11 protein-coding genes are annotated in these 18480 nt (G+C 66.2%); 4 read left to right on the forward strand and 7 right to left on the reverse strand.

The annotated features are described in order from the left end of the window. Positions 1-41 precede the first annotated feature (41 nt). Complete coding sequence (glmS, locus tag AC3CD9_RS10085; protein ID WP_488363744.1) at positions 42-1916, reverse strand: glutamine--fructose-6-phosphate transaminase (isomerizing); 1875 nt, start codon at positions 1914-1916, stop codon at positions 42-44. A 186-nt stretch (positions 1917-2102) separates the two neighbouring features. On the opposite strand from glmS, the gene coaA reads away from it, so the two are divergent. Together coaA and AC3CD9_RS10095 are read left to right on the forward strand one after the other, a co-directional pair. Beyond that, on the forward strand, positions 2103-3140 hold the full coding sequence (gene coaA, locus AC3CD9_RS10090; RefSeq protein ID WP_025779539.1) for a type I pantothenate kinase: 1038 nt from the start codon (positions 2103-2105) through the stop codon (positions 3138-3140). A gap of 252 nt (positions 3141-3392) precedes the next feature. Further along, positions 3393-5255, forward strand: coding sequence for an ABC transporter ATP-binding protein (locus tag AC3CD9_RS10095; RefSeq protein ID WP_488363745.1), 1863 nt, complete (start codon positions 3393-3395; stop codon positions 5253-5255). A gap of 355 nt (positions 5256-5610) precedes the next feature. Here AC3CD9_RS10095 and glmM read toward each other — a convergent pair whose 3' ends face one another. From glmM to rplM, 3 genes are all read right to left on the reverse strand, one after another. Beyond that, positions 5611-6963 carry a phosphoglucosamine mutase gene (gene glmM / locus AC3CD9_RS10100; protein WP_488363746.1) on the reverse strand — a complete coding sequence of 451 codons (1353 nt, stop codon included), beginning with the start codon at positions 6961-6963 and terminating at the stop codon, positions 5611-5613. 490 nt (positions 6964-7453) lie between these two features. After that, a complete protein-coding gene (rpsI, locus tag AC3CD9_RS10105; RefSeq protein ID WP_025779545.1) occupies positions 7454-7963 on the reverse strand; it encodes a 30S ribosomal protein S9 in 510 nt (169 codons plus the stop codon). Between the two features lie 32 nt (positions 7964-7995). Beyond that, positions 7996-8439: a 50S ribosomal protein L13 gene (rplM, locus tag AC3CD9_RS10110; RefSeq protein WP_101554123.1), complete on the reverse strand. Its 444-nt coding sequence runs from the start codon at positions 8437-8439 to the stop codon at positions 7996-7998. Positions 8440-8759: 320 nt separating this feature from the next. Here rplM and AC3CD9_RS10115 point away from each other — a divergent pair, with 320 nt between their 5' ends. Beyond that, positions 8760-11174, forward strand: coding sequence for a hypothetical protein (locus tag AC3CD9_RS10115; protein ID WP_488363747.1), 2415 nt, complete (start codon positions 8760-8762; stop codon positions 11172-11174). After that, positions 11171-13525: a hypothetical protein gene (locus AC3CD9_RS10120; RefSeq protein ID WP_488363748.1), complete on the forward strand. Its 2355-nt coding sequence runs from the start codon at positions 11171-11173 to the stop codon at positions 13523-13525. The genes AC3CD9_RS10115 and AC3CD9_RS10120 overlap by 4 nt, the downstream gene beginning before the upstream one ends. A gap of 375 nt (positions 13526-13900) precedes the next feature. Here the strand turns inward: AC3CD9_RS10120 and AC3CD9_RS10125 are convergent, their stop codons facing one another. From AC3CD9_RS10125 to AC3CD9_RS10135, 3 genes are all read right to left on the reverse strand, one after another. Further along, positions 13901-16543, reverse strand: coding sequence for a bifunctional metallophosphatase/5'-nucleotidase (locus tag AC3CD9_RS10125; RefSeq protein WP_488363749.1), 2643 nt, complete (start codon positions 16541-16543; stop codon positions 13901-13903). A 218-nt stretch (positions 16544-16761) separates the two neighbouring features. Then, on the reverse strand, positions 16762-17616 hold the full coding sequence (gene truA, locus AC3CD9_RS10130) for a tRNA pseudouridine(38-40) synthase TruA (RefSeq protein WP_488363750.1): 855 nt from the start codon (positions 17614-17616) through the stop codon (positions 16762-16764). Continuing rightward, on the reverse strand, positions 17613-18239 hold the full coding sequence (locus AC3CD9_RS10135; RefSeq protein WP_488363751.1) for a LemA family protein: 627 nt from the start codon (positions 18237-18239) through the stop codon (positions 17613-17615). Before AC3CD9_RS10135 ends, truA begins: the two co-directional genes overlap by 4 nt. Between the last annotated feature and the right edge of the window lie 241 nt (positions 18240-18480).

Here is an 18480-nt window from a genome sequence, read left to right on the forward strand (position 1 = left end):
GATGCCGGACCGACCGTTGTCGCGCCCGACACCGAGGTGGATCATTCGACCGTGACCGACTTCGCGAGGTTGCGCGGCTGGTCGACGTCGAGGCCCTTGGCCGTGGCCAGCTCCATCGCGAAGATCTGCAGCGGAACCGTCGTCAGCAGCGGCGCCATGAGCGTCGTCGTCTCGGGCACGTAGATGACCTCGGAGGCGAACTGATCGACCTCTTCGTCGCCCTCCTCGGCGATGACGACGGTGTTCGCACCGCGGGCGCGGACTTCCTGGATGTTCGAGATCACCTTCGCATGCAGCGAATCCCGGCCGCGCTTGGACGGGACGACGATGATGACGAGCTGACCGTCGTCGATGAGTGCGATCGGTCCGTGCTTGAGCTCACCTGCGGCGAAGCCCTCGGCGTGGATGTACGCGAGCTCTTTGAGCTTGAGCGCACCCTCCATCGCGACCGGGTAGCCGACGTGACGGCCGAGGAACAGCACCGAACCGACGTCCTGGTTGCGGTCGGCCAGGGCGAGGACCTGCGACTTCGTCTCGTCGAGGATGTGCTGGATCTTCTCCGGGATGGACTGCAGCTCGTTAAGGATCGTGCCGATCTCATCGCGGAACTTGTTTCCCCGCAGCTGGGCGAGGTAGAGGCCGAGCAGGTAGCAGGCGACGACCTGCGACAGGAAGGCTTTCGTCGAGGCCACGGCGATCTCCGGGCCGGCGTGGGTGTAGAGGGCGGCATCGGATTCGCGCGGAATCGTCGAGCCGAAGGTGTTGCAGATCGCGATGACCTTCGCACCCTGCTGACGGGCGTGGCGGACGGCCATGATCGTGTCCATGGTCTCTCCGGACTGCGAGATCGCCACGACGAGCGTCTTCTCCGTGACCACCGGATCCCGGTAGCGGAATTCGTGGGCCAGCTCCACCTCGGTGGGGATGCGGCACCAGTGCTCGATCGCGTACTTCGCGACCTGACCGGCGTACGCGGCGGTGCCGCAGGCGATGACGACGATCTTGTCCACGGACTTGAGCACGTTCTCATCGATGTGCATCTCGTCCAAAGTCAGGCGGCCCTCGGTGTCGAGGCGGCCGAGCAGCGTATCGGCCACGGCCTGCGGCTGATCGTGGATCTCCTTGTCCATGAAGGACGCGAAGCCGCCCTTCTCCGCCGAGGCGGTGTCCCAGTCGACCTCGAACTGCTCGCCCTCGACGGGGTTGCCTTCGGTGTCCGTGATCGTGACCGTCTCCGGGGTGATGGTGACGACTTCGTCCTGGCCGATCTCGACAGCTGTGCGGGTGTAGTCGATGAACGCGGCGACGTCGGAGCCGAGGAAGTTCTCGCCCTCGCCGAGGCCGATGACCAGCGGTGAGTTCCGGCGTGCGGCGACGACCTGGCCGGGAGCGTCGGCGTGGACGGCGAGCAGGGTGAACGCACCTTCGAGTTCGGTGGCGGTCTTGCGCATCGCGGCGGTGAGGTCGCCGGTCGCCTTGTAGTTCTTCGCCAGCTGGGCGGCGGCCACCTCGGTGTCGGTCTCGGAGAGGAACTCGACGCCCTCGGCGACGAGGTCCTTCTTCAGGTGGGCGAAGTTCTCGATGATCCCGTTGTGGATGAGCGCGAGCTTGCCGCCGTCGGCCAGGTGCGGGTGGGCGTTGAGGTCGGTGGGCCCACCGTGGGTGGCCCAACGGGTGTGGCCGATTCCGGTCTGCGCAGCCGGCAGCGGGTTGGCCTCGATCTCCTCGGTCAGGGCGGAGAACTTCCCGGCCTTCTTCGCCGAGGCGAGCTGACCCTCGGGCGTCACGAGCGCGACGCCGGCCGAGTCGTAGCCGCGGTACTCGAGCCTCTTCAGGCCGCCGAGCACGACATCGAGCGCCGAGTGATCGGCATTGTCAACGGGGGCCTTGGATACATAGCCAACGATTCCACACATGAGGGAGATTTTACGCACTGATAGCCGATCTCGGGTATTTCGGCGAGTCACGATCGGGTCAACGTGACGAACTGCACGCGCACGCGGGCGCGGGAGGGGCGGTGAGGCTGGGGCCGCCTCGGTGGGGGTGGGGGCTTTCGCCGACCTGGGGCGGGTGGCGAACATGACGCATGACACAATGGTGGGATGAGCCATGTCGACCCTCAGTTGGACCGTGCGCGCAAGCTCGCCGGCCTCAATACCGCCCGGCGCAGCGAGCCGGACACGACGTCTCCGTTCTGGGAGTTCGATCGGGAGGTGTGGGGTACGCTCGCCCAGGCCACGCCGCTGCCGCTGAAGCAGCGCGACATCGAACGGCTGCGCGGACTCGGCGATCGGATCAACCTCGACGAGGTGGCCCAGGTCTATCTGCCCCTGTCACGGCTGCTCAACCTCTACGTCTCCGCACGGCGGGCGAAGCACGACCTGACCAGGGAGTTCTTCTCTCCGCTGCACGAACGCGGGCTGGAACCGCAGGATGCCAAGCGCACGCCCTTCGTCATCGGCGTGGCCGGATCGGTGGCCGTGGGCAAGTCGACGACGGCACGTGTGCTGCGCGAGCTGCTCGCCCGCTGGCCCGACACTCCGCGCGTCGAGCTCATCACCACCGACGGATTCCTCTACCCCAACGCCGAACTCGACCGTCGCCGCCTCAACGGGCGGAAGGGATTCCCCGAATCCTACGACCGGCGCAAGCTGCTCAAGTTCATCTCCGCCGTGAAATCCGGGGCTCCCGAGGTCCGTGCGCCTGTGTACTCGCACCACACCTATGACATCGTTCCCGGCGCCGAGGTGGTCGTGCGCTCCCCCGATGTCCTCATCGTCGAGGGCCTCAACGTCCTCCAACCCGCCCGCCCCCGTCAGGACGGGACCGTGGGCTTGGCCATCAGCGACTACTTCGACTTCTCCGTCTACGTCGATGCGCGCTCCCGTGACATCCGCCAGTGGTACATCTCGCGGTTCCTCAAACTCAAGCACGGTGCGTTCCAGGACGAGGACTCCTACTTCCACCGCTACTCGCAGCTCGACGACGACGAAGCGATCACCTTGGCCACGGAGATCTGGGACTCCATCAACTTCCCGAACCTGCGCGAGAACGTCCAGCCCAGCCGCGGCCGAGCCGACCTCGTGCTCCACAAATCCTCCGACCACACCATCCGGAAGGTGCAGCTGCGGAAGCTGTGACGGGAGTCGCTGGTGGGTCTGGGACCTCGGACGGGGCGGCCGCCTCGGCGAGCTTGCGATAGTACCTGTGATGGGAGTCGCCGGGCGGTGAGGAAATAGTTTCACCGCTCTGGCGGTTGCACAGTGTGCACTGAACTACTCACCGCCGGCAGGCCACCCGCCCGCGGCGGCGGCCGGATGCGAGCGATCCTCGCGCCGTCACGGGCTCCCCCGTGCATGCTCGGTCGTTTCGGCAGCAGAAAGGGACCCAGTATGAGCGTGCCATCCGCACATCACCTCATGTACTCCTCGGTCAAGAGCAAGAAGACCCCCGAGACGCGCATCCAACCGGGCATCTACAAGCGGATCGCCGGGTATGCGACCCGACACAAGCGCAAACTCATCATCTTCCTGCTGCTGTCCGTGCTGACCGCAGGCATCGGCGTCCTCAACCCGGTCCTCGCCGGCGACGTCGTCAACGCGATCACCGGCGGCGGGCCGGTGTCAACGGTCGTCTGGCTGGCCGTGGCCATCGGCGGGTTGGCCATCGCCGATGCGGCCATCTCGATCACGAACCGGTACCTGTCCTCACGGATCGGCGAGGGACTCATCTTCGATCTGCGCACAGCCGTCTACGATCACGTCCAGTCCATGCCGATCGCATTCTTCAACCGCACCCGCACCGGCGCCCTGGTCTCCCGGCTCAACACGGACGTCATCGGTGCGCAGAGAGCGTTTTCGAACACCCTGTCCGGCATCGTGTCGAACTTCGTCTCCCTGGCCCTGACCGTCGGCGTCATGGTCACGATCTCCTGGCAGGTGACCGTGCTGTCGATCCTGCTGCTGCCGCTGTTCATCATCCCCACCCGAATGCTCAGCGGGAAGCTCGCGTCCCTGCAGTTCGAAGCGGCGAACAATTCCGCAGACATGTCGACCCGCATGACCGAGCGCTTCTCCGCCGCCGGTGCCACCCTGGTCAAGCTCTTCGGCAATCCCGGCCAGGAGAACGAGGAATTCGCCGACCGCGCCGGCCAGGTCCGCGATATCGGGGTCAAGGTCGCGATGCTGCAGTCGACGTTCGTGTCCTCGTTGACTCTGGTCTCTGCCCTGGCGCTGGCTCTGGTCTACGGCGTCGGCGGTGCACAGGCGGTCGTCGGCAACCTCAACGCCGGTCAGGTCGTGACCCTGGCACTGCTGCTGACCAGGCTCTACACGCCGCTGACGATGCTCGCCAACGCACGCCTGGACATCCAGAGCGCCGTGGTGTCGTTCCAGCGGGTGTTCGAGATCCTCGATCTCGTGCCCTACTTCAAGGAGCCGTCGCAGCCGAAGGCCCTGCCCGCCGGCGGGTTGGATGTGCAGTTCGAACACGTCGACTTCGCCTACCCCAGCGCCTCGCAGGTCAGCTTGGCCAGCCTCGAAGACGTCTCCGTGCTCGACACCCGCGGCGGCGATCAGGTTCTCCATGACCTGAGCTTCACGATTCCCGCCGGGCACACCGTTGCCCTCGTCGGATCCTCGGGTGCGGGAAAGTCGACGATCGCGTCGCTGCTGCCGCGGCTCTACGACGTCACGGGCGGCACGATCACCATCGGCGGAGTCGATGTTCGCGATCTGTCGTTCGCCGATCTGCGCGAGGCCGTCGGCGTCGTCACCCAGGACGGTCATGTCTTCCACGAGTCGATCCGCGCCAACCTGGCGCTGGTCAATCCCGATGCCACCGAGGAGCAGATGCTCGATGCCATCGAACGGGCACAGCTGAAAGGCGTCATCGATGCGCTTCCCGATGGACTGGACACCGTCGTCGGCGAACGCGGGTACCGTCTCTCCGGAGGCGAGCGTCAGCGCCTGACCATCGCCCGGATGCTGCTGGCGTCTCCGGAGATCGTCGTGCTCGATGAGGCCACCTCGGCGTTGGATTCGACGAATGAGGCCGCGATCCAGCGTGCCCTGGCCCAGGCGATGCACGGGCGGACGGCTTTGGTCATCGCCCACCGTCTGTCGACGATCCGGCAGGCCGACACGATCCTCGTCGTCGAGGCCGGTCGCATCATCGAGAAGGGCACTCACGAGGAGCTGGTCGGTCGCGGCGGCCGCTACGCCGAGCTCTACGCCACCCAGTTCGCCTCGAGCTGAGGGCGCGACGCTGAACCACTCTCGGTGCGAGTCCCGCACTGACGCCGCAGGGTCAGAGACTTCGTCGAGTTAAGTGTGCGCAGATTGCCGGTTTCGAGCCGAAATTGTGCAATCTGCGCACAGTTAACTGGCCAACGCCGCGGCAGAAGGTCGTTGAGCCCCGCGGTCGCCACGGCAGGGCCCCACTTAACTGGCGATCGGCGCGGCACTGCGCACTCGGCAAACCCTACGCCTCTCAACGTCGATCAAGGGCCCGCCCGAATATGCTGCGGCAGACCGCGGCATATCTGAGCGAGCCCTTGATCGGTCGGCCGAGGGCGCCCCGCAAGGCACGCCTGAGCCGGTGACTCGGCGTTTACAGCGCGAGGTGCTCCTTGACCGACGCGGCCAGGCGCTCGGCCTGAGCGGAGGCGGCATCCTCGGTGGCGGCTTCGACCATGACCCGGATGAGCGGCTCCGTACCCGAGGCGCGCAGCAGCACGCGACCGGTGTCCGCGAGTTCCGCCTCGACGGCCGCCACCTCGGCGGCGACCTGCGGGTGATCGACGTTGTTCTTGTCCACGCCCTTGACGTTGACGAGCGCCTGCGGCAGCTGCGGGATCTCCGCGGCGAGGTCGGCCAGGGTGCGCTTGGCATCGGCCATCCGCTTCATCAGATGCAGGGCGGTCTGCACTCCGTCGCCGGTGGTGCCGTGGTCGAGCATGAGCACGTGTCCGGACTGCTCCCCGCCGAGCGCATACCCGTCGGCGAGCATCCGCTCGAGCACGTACCGGTCGCCGACAGCGGTCTGCACGGTCTCGATGCCGTATTTGTCCATCGCCTGCTTCAGACCCAGGTTCGACATGACGGTGGTGATGAGGGTGTTGCCGCGGAGCTCACCGAGTTCCTTGAGCCCGATCGCCAGGATGCCCATGACCTGGTCGCCGTTGACGACGCGACCCAAGGAGTCCACGGCCAGGCAGCGGTCGGCGTCGCCGTCGAATGCCACGCCCAGATCGGACTGGGTCTCGACGACGAGGCGCTGCAGCGGTCCGAGGTGGGTCGATCCCACACCGTCGTTGATGTTGAAGCCGTCGGGTTCGGCGGCGGAGACGATGACTTCGGCACCGGCCTGACGCAGAGCGGCGGGTCCGACGATGGACGCCGCGCCGTGAGCGCAGTCGACGACGACCTTGAGTCCCGACAGCGGGCGCACATTGTCGGCGTCGACACAGCGCACAAGGTGTTCGGTGTACTCGTCGGCAGCGGCCGGGTAGCGCGAGATGCGGCCGACGTCCGCGCCGGTCGGACGGTCCCAATCCTCATCGAAGATCGCGAGGATCTCGTCCTCGACGGCGTCGTCGAGCTTCGTGCCTCCCGCGGCGAAGAACTTGATGCCGTTGTCGGGCATGGGGTTGTGGGAGGCGGAGATGACGACGCCGAATGCCGCGCCGGTGTCCTTGACGACCTGGGCGATGCCCGGCGTCGGCAACATGCCCGCGTCGAGGACGTCGACTCCCGTCGAGGCGATTCCGGCGCTCAGTGCGGCGGAGAGGAATTCGCCGGACACGCGCGTATCACGTCCGACCACGGCGAAGGGGCGCTTCTCACCCGTCCAGCCGCGGCTGAGCACGCGTGAACCTGCGACCGAGAGTTGGAGGGCGAGTTTGGCCGAGATATCGCGATTGGCCAGTCCGCGCACTCCATCGGTGCCGAAGAGTCGAGACATAGTGGAGATCCTTTCGTCAATGTCGGAGTCGATCTTAGTCGATCCGCTGGGTGTCGCTCGTGAGGTCGGCACCCTCGCCGAGGCGGACGGCCGCGGCCGTGGTTGCTGTGGTCGCGGCGTCGCGAGTGTCCGTTCAAGGCCGAGTGCGCTTATCGCGCGGTGCCCAGCTCGAAAGATGTGCGTCGCCTTGAACGACGGGAACGAGCGGAAGGTGATCAGTTCGTTCAAGGCGGAGCGCGCTTATCGTGCGGTGCACAATGCGATATTCGCGCTCAGGCTTGAACGACGGACTATGCGCCGAGGCGGCACACCCGACCGCAGCCGCGGTCGCGCGCAACGCCGGCCACGTCAGTGACCGTGTGAGATGAGTCCGGATATGAGAAATGCGGCCCCGAACCTGGTTCGGGACCGCATTCTCATGTTCATGATGCTGAGCTGTCGATGACTGCGACTCAGTGGCAGACCAGCCGCAGTCGGTTCGCCAGCGAGATCAGCGCTTCGAGAACTGAGGTGCCTTACGGGCCTTCTTGAGACCGGCCTTCTTGCGCTCAGGAACGCGAGCATCGCGGCTGAGGTATCCGGCCTTCTTCAGCTCGGCACGGTTGGACTCCGCGTCGATCTGGTTGAGCGAACGAGCCACGCCCAGGCGGACGGCGCCGGCCTGGCCGGAGGGTCCTCCACCGGAGATCCGGACGATGACGTCGAAACGTCCGCCCAGGTCCAGCAGGGTGAAGGGCTCGTTGACGAGCTGCTGGTGCAGCTTGTTCGGGAAGTACTCTTCGAGAGTACGTCCGTTGATGGTCCACTCACCGGTGCCGGGGACGAGGCGCACACGAGCAATTGCCTGCTTGCGGCGGCCGACTCCGTTGCCGGGGGCGGTCAGGGACTGTCCACGTCCACCGGCGGTGCTTTCGCCCAGGCCAGCGGATGCGGGAGTCTCGGAAGTGTATTCGGTGATCTCTTCTTCGACAGTTTCTGTCGCGTTGGTGGTATCAGCCACGGTTCTCCTCGGTATGTCTAGAGCTCAGGCGCTTACTGCGCGACCTGGCTGAGTTCGTACGGCTGCGGATTCTGAGCGGCGTGCGGGTGCTCGGCACCTGCATAGACCTTCAGCTTCTGCATCTGGGCACGTCCGAGACGAGTCTTCGGGACCATACCGGCGACAGCCTTTTCGACTGCACGCTCGGGGTGGGTGGCGAGGAGCTCGGCGTAGTTCACGCTCTTGAGGCCACCGGGGTATCCGGAGTGGCGGTAAGCGCGCTTCTTCTCGAGCTTCGCACCTGTCAGCGCGACCTTGTCGGCGTTGATGATGATGACGAAGTCACCGGTGTCGGTGTTCGGAGTGAACGTGGTCTTGTGCTTGCCGCGCAGGAGGCGTGCAACCTGCGAAGCAAGGCGACCGAGCACCTGGTCAGTGGCGTCGATGACGTGCCACTGGTGCTCAACGTCACCGGGCTTAGCTGTATACGTACGCAAAAGTAGCCTTCTTTTCGTATCTGTGTTCAGTGCAGCGCCGGATCCTCATCGGGTCGTGAGTCCAATGGGTCTCAAGCGCTGGTTGTCTTCAATCGGGTGAACCTATCGACGCATTCCCCTCACCTACGGGCCTGCAACGCATGAGGCTATGTAAGGGAGTGCGACAAGCACACACAACGACAATCAAATATACATGCCCTCAGCCCCGGGGAGCAAACGCCCAGAGCGGTCTCAGGGCCAGCTGAAACCCGAGCCGATAGTATTGATCTGTGCCGACTCACTCCAGCCTGCCCTTCCGACTTCCCGCATTGAGAATCCTGATGCTGGGTCTCCTGGTCGGGCTCCTGACGGCGGGCCTCGGACTCGGCCCCGCCTCCGCGTCGGCATCAACCGACGGCTCGGCATCAACGGACAGCCTGGCACCGACCGACGGTTCGGCCAACGCGAATGCGTCCTCCGCGCAGTACACTGACACCGGCAGGCCCCCGGCCGGGCAGACGGTCGTCTTCGGCATTCCGGGCCTGACCATCGATGATATCGACCCCGAGCGCACTCCGAACCTCTTTCATCTGCTCTCCGAGGGCGCGGCAGCGAACCTCAACGTGCGCACGATCGGCTCGGCCACCTGCCCCGCCTCCGGCTGGCTGTCCTTCGGCGCGGGCGCCCGCGCGCAGGCCGGGCCCTCCCCCATCGCCGAGGATGCCGACCCCGATGACTCGGCCCGCTGCCCGACGATGATCGCCCCCACCACGGACGGTTCCGTGGACGCCGACGACGGGGCCGTCTCGGCGAAGGAGACGACGAACAGTGATGAAGCTCATGGCGGCGAATCCGCGGCCGTAACGACGACGGCTCGGATCGAGGGCTTCGATGCGGTCAAGGAGCCCAATATCGGCTCCGGCTACTCCGTCGACTACGGCATGCTCGCGCGCGCCGTCGCCGAAGCCGGCAACGCCGTGCCCGCCGGCACCGACGCAACCGATGCGGACTCGCTGCTCGAACCCTGCGTCGCAGCCGAGGGACCCGGTGCCGCCTATGCCGCCGCGGACGAAGACGGGGTGGTGACGAACTTCACGGACGATGCGTTGGCCACGGACTGTCGCCTCGGCGTCGTCGACCTCGGCGCGATCGGCATCCGCTCGTGGCTGTTCGACCCGATCCCGAACTACTCCTATACCGTTCCGCCGAACTACGACCGGGAGACCCGCGTCGCCGAAGCCGACCGCCGCCTCGGCGTGCGCCTGCAGGAAGTGCGGGAGAACGCGAAGGACGGGTCCGCGGATCCGACGATCATCGTCGCCGGCCTCGGTGACAGTTCCGGTCTGCCGCAGCTGCGCGCGTTCATCGCGTCCGGGCCCGGCTTCGAACCCGGGTCCCTGTCCTCGGCGACGACCCGCACCCCGGGACTGCTGCAGATCACCGATCTGGCGCCGGGCATCCTCGATGTCCTCGATGCCGATTCCCCACGCGCCGTCGGCTTCGACTCCACCCCGAGCGATGATGATCCGCAGCAGCGCATCGACGATCTCGTCGCCGAGGCGCAGAAGTCGACGACGATCCATCAGAATCTCTCGACGTTCTCCATCACTCTCGACGTCATCTTCTACGTCCTCTTCATCGCGTGCGCGGTCCTGCTCAACCGCTCCATCCTCGGTCGCCGAGGCGGTGCCACCCGAGCGTCCCACGTCCACCGCTTCCTCGGCTGGGTGTCCCTGGGCGTGGCTGCTCTGCCGATGGGAGCGTTCCTCGCCGGCCTCCTCCCCTGGTCGAGAATGGCCGACCCCGGGCTCGGCCTGTTCCTCTCGGTCATCGGCACAGCCGCCGTTCTGTTCGTCCTCGCCCTCATCCCGCCATGGGGTCGGACCTGGCGAGGACGGGTCGGCGCCCTGGCCGGGGCGAACCTGCTCATCCTCGCCGCCGACCTGGCCACCGGGTCCCATCTGCAGGCGAACTCGCTGCTCGGGTACAACCCGATCGTCGGCGGCCGCTACTACGGACTCGGCAACCAGGGTGCGGCGATCTTCATCGTCAGCCTCTTCGTCTTCTTGGGAATAGTGGTGTCCTGGCTGCGGGCGCGAGGCCACCGAAATGCCGTGATCATCGTGCCGGTCGTCGTCGGACTGGCCGCCGTGTTCGTCTCCGGCAATCCCTCCTGGGGTGCGAAGTTCGGTGGCACGATCGCCATCCTCGCCGGTCTCATGGTCCTGTTGGCGCTGCTGTCGAAGATCCGACTGACTCTGCTGCGCCTCGCCCTCATCGGTCTGTCTTCGCTGGCCGTACTCATCGGCATCGCCTTCCTCGACTGGCTGCGCCCGGCCGGGGCACGCTCGCATTTCGGCACGTTCTTCGACCAGATCGTCACCGGTGAGGCCCTGCAGGTCGTCGGCCGCAAGCTCGGCGCGAACCTCCACATCATCCAGGTCAATCCGGCTCTGGCCATCGTCACCCCGCTTGCGGCCATCGCGGTCCTCATCTTCCTCCGCTACCTCCTCCACTTCCCCCGCGTCCACGCCGGCAGCCGGACCGGGCGCCTGGTCAACAAATGGCGGGGACGGCTCCCCCAGCTCTTCACCGATTCCGACCTGCACTTCGGTTTCCTGGCTGCGGCCACGGGCCTCGGCGTCGGGCTCGTGCTCACCGATTCCGGGGTCGCCGTGCCCTCGACCGGAGCCATGGTCCTGCTGCCCTTCCTGCTGGCACTCAGTGCTGAGCACGCCGAGGAGGCTCACCGATGAGAGCCCCCGTGACCTCCCCCGCCTTTCGGGTTCTGCTCGGGATCCTGGCCATCGCCCTGTTCGTCCTCGGCCTGCCCCAAGCCGGGCAGGCCGTCCCGGGCGCGGGTCCGGCTGCGGCTGCGGGCGCGTCGGCACGGGCCGACGCCCAGGCGGCCGGCGGGAGCGGGAGCACGGCTCCGGCCATGGAAGGCGACGACGGCGGGGCCGCCTCGGCGAATCCCGGGGTCGTGTCGATCAACGTCTCCGGATTCAGCTTCGAGGATCTCGATCCGCGCACCACACCGCACCTGTGGGTGATGATGAAGGGCGGGCAGATCGGGACGATCACTCCGCGCAGCGTGCGCTCGACGAGCTGCCCGGTCGACGGCTGGCTGGGACTCGGATCCGGGCGGCGGGCCGCCGACGAACCCCGTGAACAGTGCCGCGAACCGGCATCTCCGCTCGACGGCTGGGTCGCCGATTGGGACGTGTACGCGCAGGTGGCACGCGGTGACAACTACGATGCCTCCCTCGGGGCGCTGGCCGAGGCAGTCCCCGATGTCCGCGCCTTCGGCAACGGTGCCGCCATCGCCGCCGCCACCCCCACCGGCCGAGTCGAGAACTGGTCGCCCGTCGGACCCGACCTGGGCGCGGACGTCGCGAAATCGACCGCAGACGGCGAGCTTGCGCTCGTCGACCTCGGCAATACCGCCGCCGACGGCTACTCGCTGAAGAGCCTCGACGCTCAGGTCGGGGACATCCTCGAATCGACCGGGTGGATGAGCGCGGATCAGCCGAACCGCCTCGGCGAGGGACGCGTTCCTGTGGTGTTCTCATCGATTGCTGACGGAGCGCATGAAGGGTCGTCGATGCAGGCGACGATGATGGTCGCTCCGGGCGAGCAGGCGGGACTGCTCACCTCCTCGTCGACGCGGCAGCCGGGACTGGTGCAGGTGCCGGACCTGGCACCGACGCTCGTGGCACTGTCCGGTGCCGAGGAGATGGACAATGCGGCCGGGGCGCCGATGACCTCGGGGGCGCACGGGTCCGATTGGCACTCGCGCTATCAGGCGGTGCTCGACCGGCAGGTGGCGGTGAAGACGCAGAACGATCTGTCGACGTGGTTCTTCCCCGTCGTCGCCGTGCTCATGATCGGGCTGTTGGCGCTGGCGTGGTCCATGCGGAAGAACCACCGGGAGCTCGTCCATTCCGGGGCGTACCGCCTCGGTGTCGTATTCGCGGCGATGCCGATCTCGACGTATCTGGTCAATACCGTGCCGTGGGAGCGGGCGACGAATCCGGACATCGCGATGCTCGGGGCCTTGGCCGGGTGGGCGCTGCTGCTCGGGGTGCTGGCGCTGCTCGGCCCCTGGCGGCGGCACAAGTTCGGGCCGGTGCTCTTCGTGTCCACCGTGACCGTCGCCGTGCTCGCCTACGACGTCGTCACCGGATCTCAGCTGCAGATGTCGACGCTGTTGGGTGAGCCCCTGCTCATCGCCTCCCGGTTCTACGGGATCGGGAACTCGGCGCTGGCACTGTACTGCTGTGCGCTGCTGCTGGCGGTCGCAGGGTTCGCGTCTCTGGTGACCAAGCCGCTGCATCGCGTCCTCATCGTCACTGTTCCCGTGCTCGTCTCCTGCGTCATCCTCGCGGCACCCGGTCTGGGCACGAAGTTCGGGTCCGTGCCGACCCTCATCATCGGAGTCGCCTACCTCGTTCTGGCCGCGGCGAGCATCCGGTTCTCGCTCAAACGGCTGGGGCTGACGGTGGGCATCGCCGGGTTCGTCATGCTCACCGTGCTGTTCCTCGACTGGCTGCGCCCGGCCGATCAGCGCACTCACTTCGGACGGTTCTTCGACTCGATCATCAGCGGTCAGGCGCTCAGCGTTCTGGCTCGAAAGATCGGGATGAACATCGACATCCTCACCCAGTCGTGGATGACTCTCGTGCTGCCGCTGGTCATCATCGGTGTGTTCTGGATGGCGCTCGACCCTGCGCGCTTCCGACTGCACGGACTCCAGGACACTTATCGGCGTATCCCACTGCTGAGGGCGGCGATGATCAGCCTCGCGATCCTGCTGGGAGTCGGCACACTCATCAACGACTCGGGCATCGTCGTGCCGGCTGTCGGCATCCTCTTTCTCGTTCCGGTGCTCACTCACCTCGAGACCTTCCGCGCCGGTCGCCCGCCGGTCCCACCGGCCGAGGCCACCGAGGCAGCCGAGACCGCCGGTGGCGCTGACACCGACGCAAGTGCCGATGCGAACCCTGCCGATGCCGCTGACGCCGAGTCCGGGTCTGAGTCCGAGTCTGAGTCCGGGCCGGGGTCTGAGTCCGGGTCCGGGTCCGTCGACGGCGTCACACACCGTTAGTCTCAACATCCATCGCTCGCCGCAGAACACCTCCGTGGCGACAAAAGGCACCTTTGCACCGGTGCGCATTGCGCCTACCTGTAGGAAACAGCACTGACGGCGCATGGTGCTGCGCGGAGAACGACCTTCGCCGAGGCATCCCTCACCGTTAGTGGCATCCCCGCCGCTTCCCCGCAAAACACCCCCGCAACAGCAATTCGCACTCGTGCACCGGTGCACTATGCAACTACGTGGTGGAGATAGAACAAGCGGTGAGGGGTTGTTCGCACGGACAGCGTCTGGAAACGGCGGCGGGGCCGGAGAGAAGAACTCTCCGGCCCCGCCCGTCTCGGCGATGATCTCGCCTGAGTGTCAGGTGCTTCTGAACAGTCTGGCTCAGTCCTGGAGGCTGAGCTTGCGACGGCGGACGATCGTGACCGCTGTACCGCCGGCGACGATGAGCGCCAGGGCCGCGGCGACGATGTTGACGGTCTCGAAGCCGGTACGCGGCAGGTCGCCTCCATCTTTCGAACCGTTCGCATCGGCCCCGGCTCCATCGGCCGAACCACCGTCGGCCGAGGCGTTCGCACCACCGGCTCCACTGCCGGCATTCGACGAACCGTCCGACCCACCGGCCGCGTTGTCTCCGCCATCGGCGTTGCCGCCGGCTGCGCTGTCTCCGCCGTCAGCGGCGCCGCCATCAGCGGAACCACCATCGGCATTGCCTCCATCAGCCGAACCGTCATCGCCGGCCGAAGCATTCGCATCGTCGCCGACTGCCGCGGTGGCTTCGAATTCATGTGCCAGCGGCAGCGGGTTGTCATCCCACCACGGACCATCGACATTCGCCTGCACGCTGGCCCTGACGGTCACCTCACCGGAGGCATCTTTCGGCGCGGTCACGGTCACGGGAGTCTCGGACTCCCCTGCCGGGATCGAGTCGAGGGCGATCATCCTGGCAGCCGCCTCGGCGCTGACCTCGGGGGCTTTGTCCTTGGTGGCGCCGCGGGAAGCCGACTGGGCCTTGGACTGCGCGGCCGCCTCGGCGGTATAGCCCTCCGGCAGGTCGATGGTGACGTCGATGGGACCCGAAACCTCGGACTTCGCGTTCGTCTTGAGCGCGAATTCAGCGCTCTCACCGGGCTTGATGGCCTTCGGCCCGGTCAGCTCGGCGCTCAGATCACCCTTGTCGATGACGTCTTTGGCTGCGTCTGCCTGACGCTCGTTCTTGTCCGGGGTGACGTCTTTGCCTTCGGCCTGGTGCTTGTTGAAGTAGTTCTCCCAGGTCTCGAAGTCGGTGAGCCCCGACTGTTCGAAATCGCCCTTGGCGAAGGAGGAGAAGTTGTCACCACCGGCAGCGAGGAAGCTCAGCGTCGCAACCCGGTAGTCCTTGTTCGGGTCGATGTCCTTGCCATCGACCTTGACGGACTTCACGTGCTCGCCCTTGTCGGCATCAGTGTCATAGACGACGTCGAGGTCCTCGGAGATGCCCAGGTGGAGGAACGGCCGGGACGCGTCGTCGGGCTGCCACTGCTCTTCGAAGAGGCCGATGACGTCCGACCCCTTCATCGTCACGACACCGTGGTCGTTGGCGAAGGGCAACACGCTGTTGAGTTCGGCGACGGTGACTTCGCACTTCTCCTCGGTGTTGTAGATGTCATCGCAGAGCAGGTCGGTGCGCAGTCCGCCCGGGTTCGTGATGCCGAAGTCGGCTTCTTCCAGCTGAGTCTCTTCGACACCTTCCTTGAGCGCATCGGCGACGAGGTTGCCGAGCGTGGACTCGGCACCGCGGTCCTCCTCGCCGTCCCTCTTCGCGCGGGTGATGTCCTCGCTGATCGTGCCGGTGACCTCGGAGCCGAGCTCCTTGGCCTTCTCCTCTGCGTCGCTGACGATGCCGGCGACCTTGTCGACGACCTCGGAGTCATAGCTCTTGTCCTCGGCCTCGATGAGATCGATGCCGCTGGCCTGCCAGTCGCTGTTGCCGTCGACTCTCATGGTCACCTGCCCGACGTATTCGCCGTAGCTGCCGGCCTCGATGACGGGACGGGTGCGATCGGGCTCTCCGGGCACGGGCGCTTCGAAAGCGTACGGCATGTGGGTGTGGCCGGTGAACATGGCGTCGACCGAGGCGTCGGCCTCCGTGACGAGCTTCTTGAACTCCGTGTTCGACGCTTTCGCGTCCTCGAGGCTCTCGGTCGACGACGCGCCGAGGTGGGCCTCGACGACGGTCATATCCGGTCGTTCGTCCTCGGGCAGGTTCTCGAGATCGTCGGCGACGCGGTTGACTGCGTCCGTGGGGTCGCCGAAGTCGAGGTCGGCGATGCCGTCCGGTGAGACGAGTGAGGCGGTGTCCTTGGTGACGACGCCGATGACGGCGATCTTGACTCCCGCCACGTCGACGATGGAGTACTCATCGAGGCCGTCGACGACGTTCTGGGTTCCCTTGTCGTAGACATTGGCCGCCGAGTACGGGAAGTCGGCTTCGTCGCTCACCCGTCCGGTGAGGTCATCGATGCCTTTGTCGAATTCGTGGTTGCCGACCGCAGAGGCCTCGACTCCCATGGCGTTGAGGACATCGAGCGTGGGCTTGTCGTTCTGCGATGAGGAGGTGTAGGTCGAAGCACCGATGTTGTCACCGGTCGAGAGCAGAGCAGTACCCCTGTTGTCGCCGCCGGTGCCGAATTTCGCTCGTTCCTCCTCGACGACCGAGGCGACCTGAGTGCCTGCCTCGGAGATGCGTCCGTGGAAGTCGGTGATATTGAGCAGCTGAACCTTGGTGCCTTCGGGCGCCGACTGCGCACCGCTGCCGGAATCCTGTTCGTCGCCGGCGTCGTCCGACGGCGCGGACTTGCCGTCGGTCGAATCGTTCGACGACTCGTCGGGGTCCGCGGGAGCCGCTTCACTCGGTGCCGTGGCGCTGTCGTCGGTGGAGTTTCCGTTGCCCAGAGAGGGTGCCCCGATGGCAGGCGCGAGGCCAGGCAGAGTCAGCATTGACACCGCAGCGCCCGTGGCCAGCACTTTGGTCACAAGTTTCGACATGTATTCGGTTCCTTCGATCGTTCAGTGAGGCGCACATCAACCGTGCTGGTGGGGATGAAGACGAATTCCATCCTGCAGTGCCAATGCGAACTGAAAGTTACTTAAGTGTGAATCTACACAGGAATCTCACAACTGGAAAGAGGAATTCTCACATGATCGCGATTTGCGCGACAAAAGGCGGCTTGATGCTTCTGCCGACGGCCCTCCGCGCCGTCAGCCTATTCCTGGTCGCGACGGGCCATCGTCTGGGCGTTGCGGGCCGTATAGTCCTCGGGTGCCGGATAGCCGACCTCGGTGAGGACGAGTCCTTCGGCCGGCGTGACGAACATGGGCACATCCGGGGTCAGCCCGGCGTCGGCCTCGGCGATGAGTTCGGCCGGGCGAGTCACTGCCCAATTTCCGGATCCGACCTTGATCAGTCCGCCGACGAGTGCACGGACCATGTGATGGCAGAAAGCGTCGGCGCGCAGATCGATGGTGATCACAGCATCCTGATCGCGCGAGACTCGCAGTTCATGGAGAGTGCGGATCGTCGTCGCGCCCTCCCGGGGTTTGCAGAACGGCAGGAAGTCATGGAGTCCCTGCACCTCGCTCGCGGCCTCGGCCATGGCTTCGGCGTCGAGTTCGCCCTTGTGCCGCGGCGTCACCTGTGTCAGCAGCGGGTCGATGAAGGACCGGTGATCGGCCAACCGATACTGATACGACCGCCACAGCGCAGAGAACCGCGCGTCGAAGTCCCCTGGCACCTCGGCCACCGCGTGGACGACGATGTCGTGGAACTCACCGGCGATGAGGACTCCGCGCAGGCGGGACAGGAGAGCCGCCTCGGCGGATCGATTCGACTGGCCGATGAGCTTGCCGATCGCCTCAACGCCCAGATCGATGTGCACGACCTGACGGCGAGCGTGGACGCCGGAGTCGGTGCGGCCGGCGACGACGGTGGCCACCTCGCTGCCGGTGATCCGTTCGAGTCCGGATTCGACGGCGGCTTGGACCGTGCGCAGCCCCGGCTGCTTGGCCCAGCCGTGGAAATCCGTGCCGCGATAGCCCAGGTCGAGGCGGAAGCGGGTCATGGGGTCATCCTCGCCGAGGCGGGTCCCGCCGTTCCGGGTCCGCCATCGTCGTCGATCGCCTCGGTGAATGGGGCGCGGGGCTTGAAGACTCCGCCGAAGAGGCGGGAGACCAGTCGCGCCCGCTGCCGGTGATAGCGTTCGACGTTCGTGTTGTAGAAACGCGCGCCGGCGAGGATCCGTTCGGTGAGCACCTGCAGCTGACCGTGCAGAAGCTGGATCGTCGTGTCGATCTCCTCATTGACCGCAGCCCGCTGGGAACGGGCAGAGTCCGAGGTCAGGGACCGCTCCGTCAGCGCCGCGGGGATGAGTGCGGCGTCATCGACGGCGTCGGTCAGGGCGTTTTCGGCTGCGGCACCGCGGTGGTCGAAGGGAGCTCGTTCGGCTGAGGCGAGCGCGAGTTCGAGCCGGGACAGATCCTGTCCGGCGATCTGCTGGAGGGTGCCGATATAGGCGGGCACGAGAGCGTGGCGGGCCCGGATCTCGCCGATGAGCTGGCGCTTGGCTTCGTCGCACAGGGACCGGGCCATGGACAGCTGGTTGAAGCGCAGGACGGTGAGGATGACGAAGAGGACGATGAGAGCGGCGAGTACGCAACCGCCGACGATGAACCAGACCACGGCCATTCCCCTCGTTCCATGTGCTGCGCGAGCATTTCCGACACCTCAGTTTACGCGGGGTTCAGACTCGTCGCGAACAGGTCACCATCCCGACACCGAGGCGACTGAGAGCAGTCACTGAGAAGGGCCGCGACCGGACACCGGCTCTGGCATTCGGCGGTCACCGCAGAGACCGCGGACCGATTTCGGCCAGATGTCGCCGACCTGTCGCCTTCGGGTCATGCGTTCGTCACTCGGCGGGCCTTAG

It is taken from the genome of Brevibacterium sp. MGP-B1, assembly GCF_057766545.1.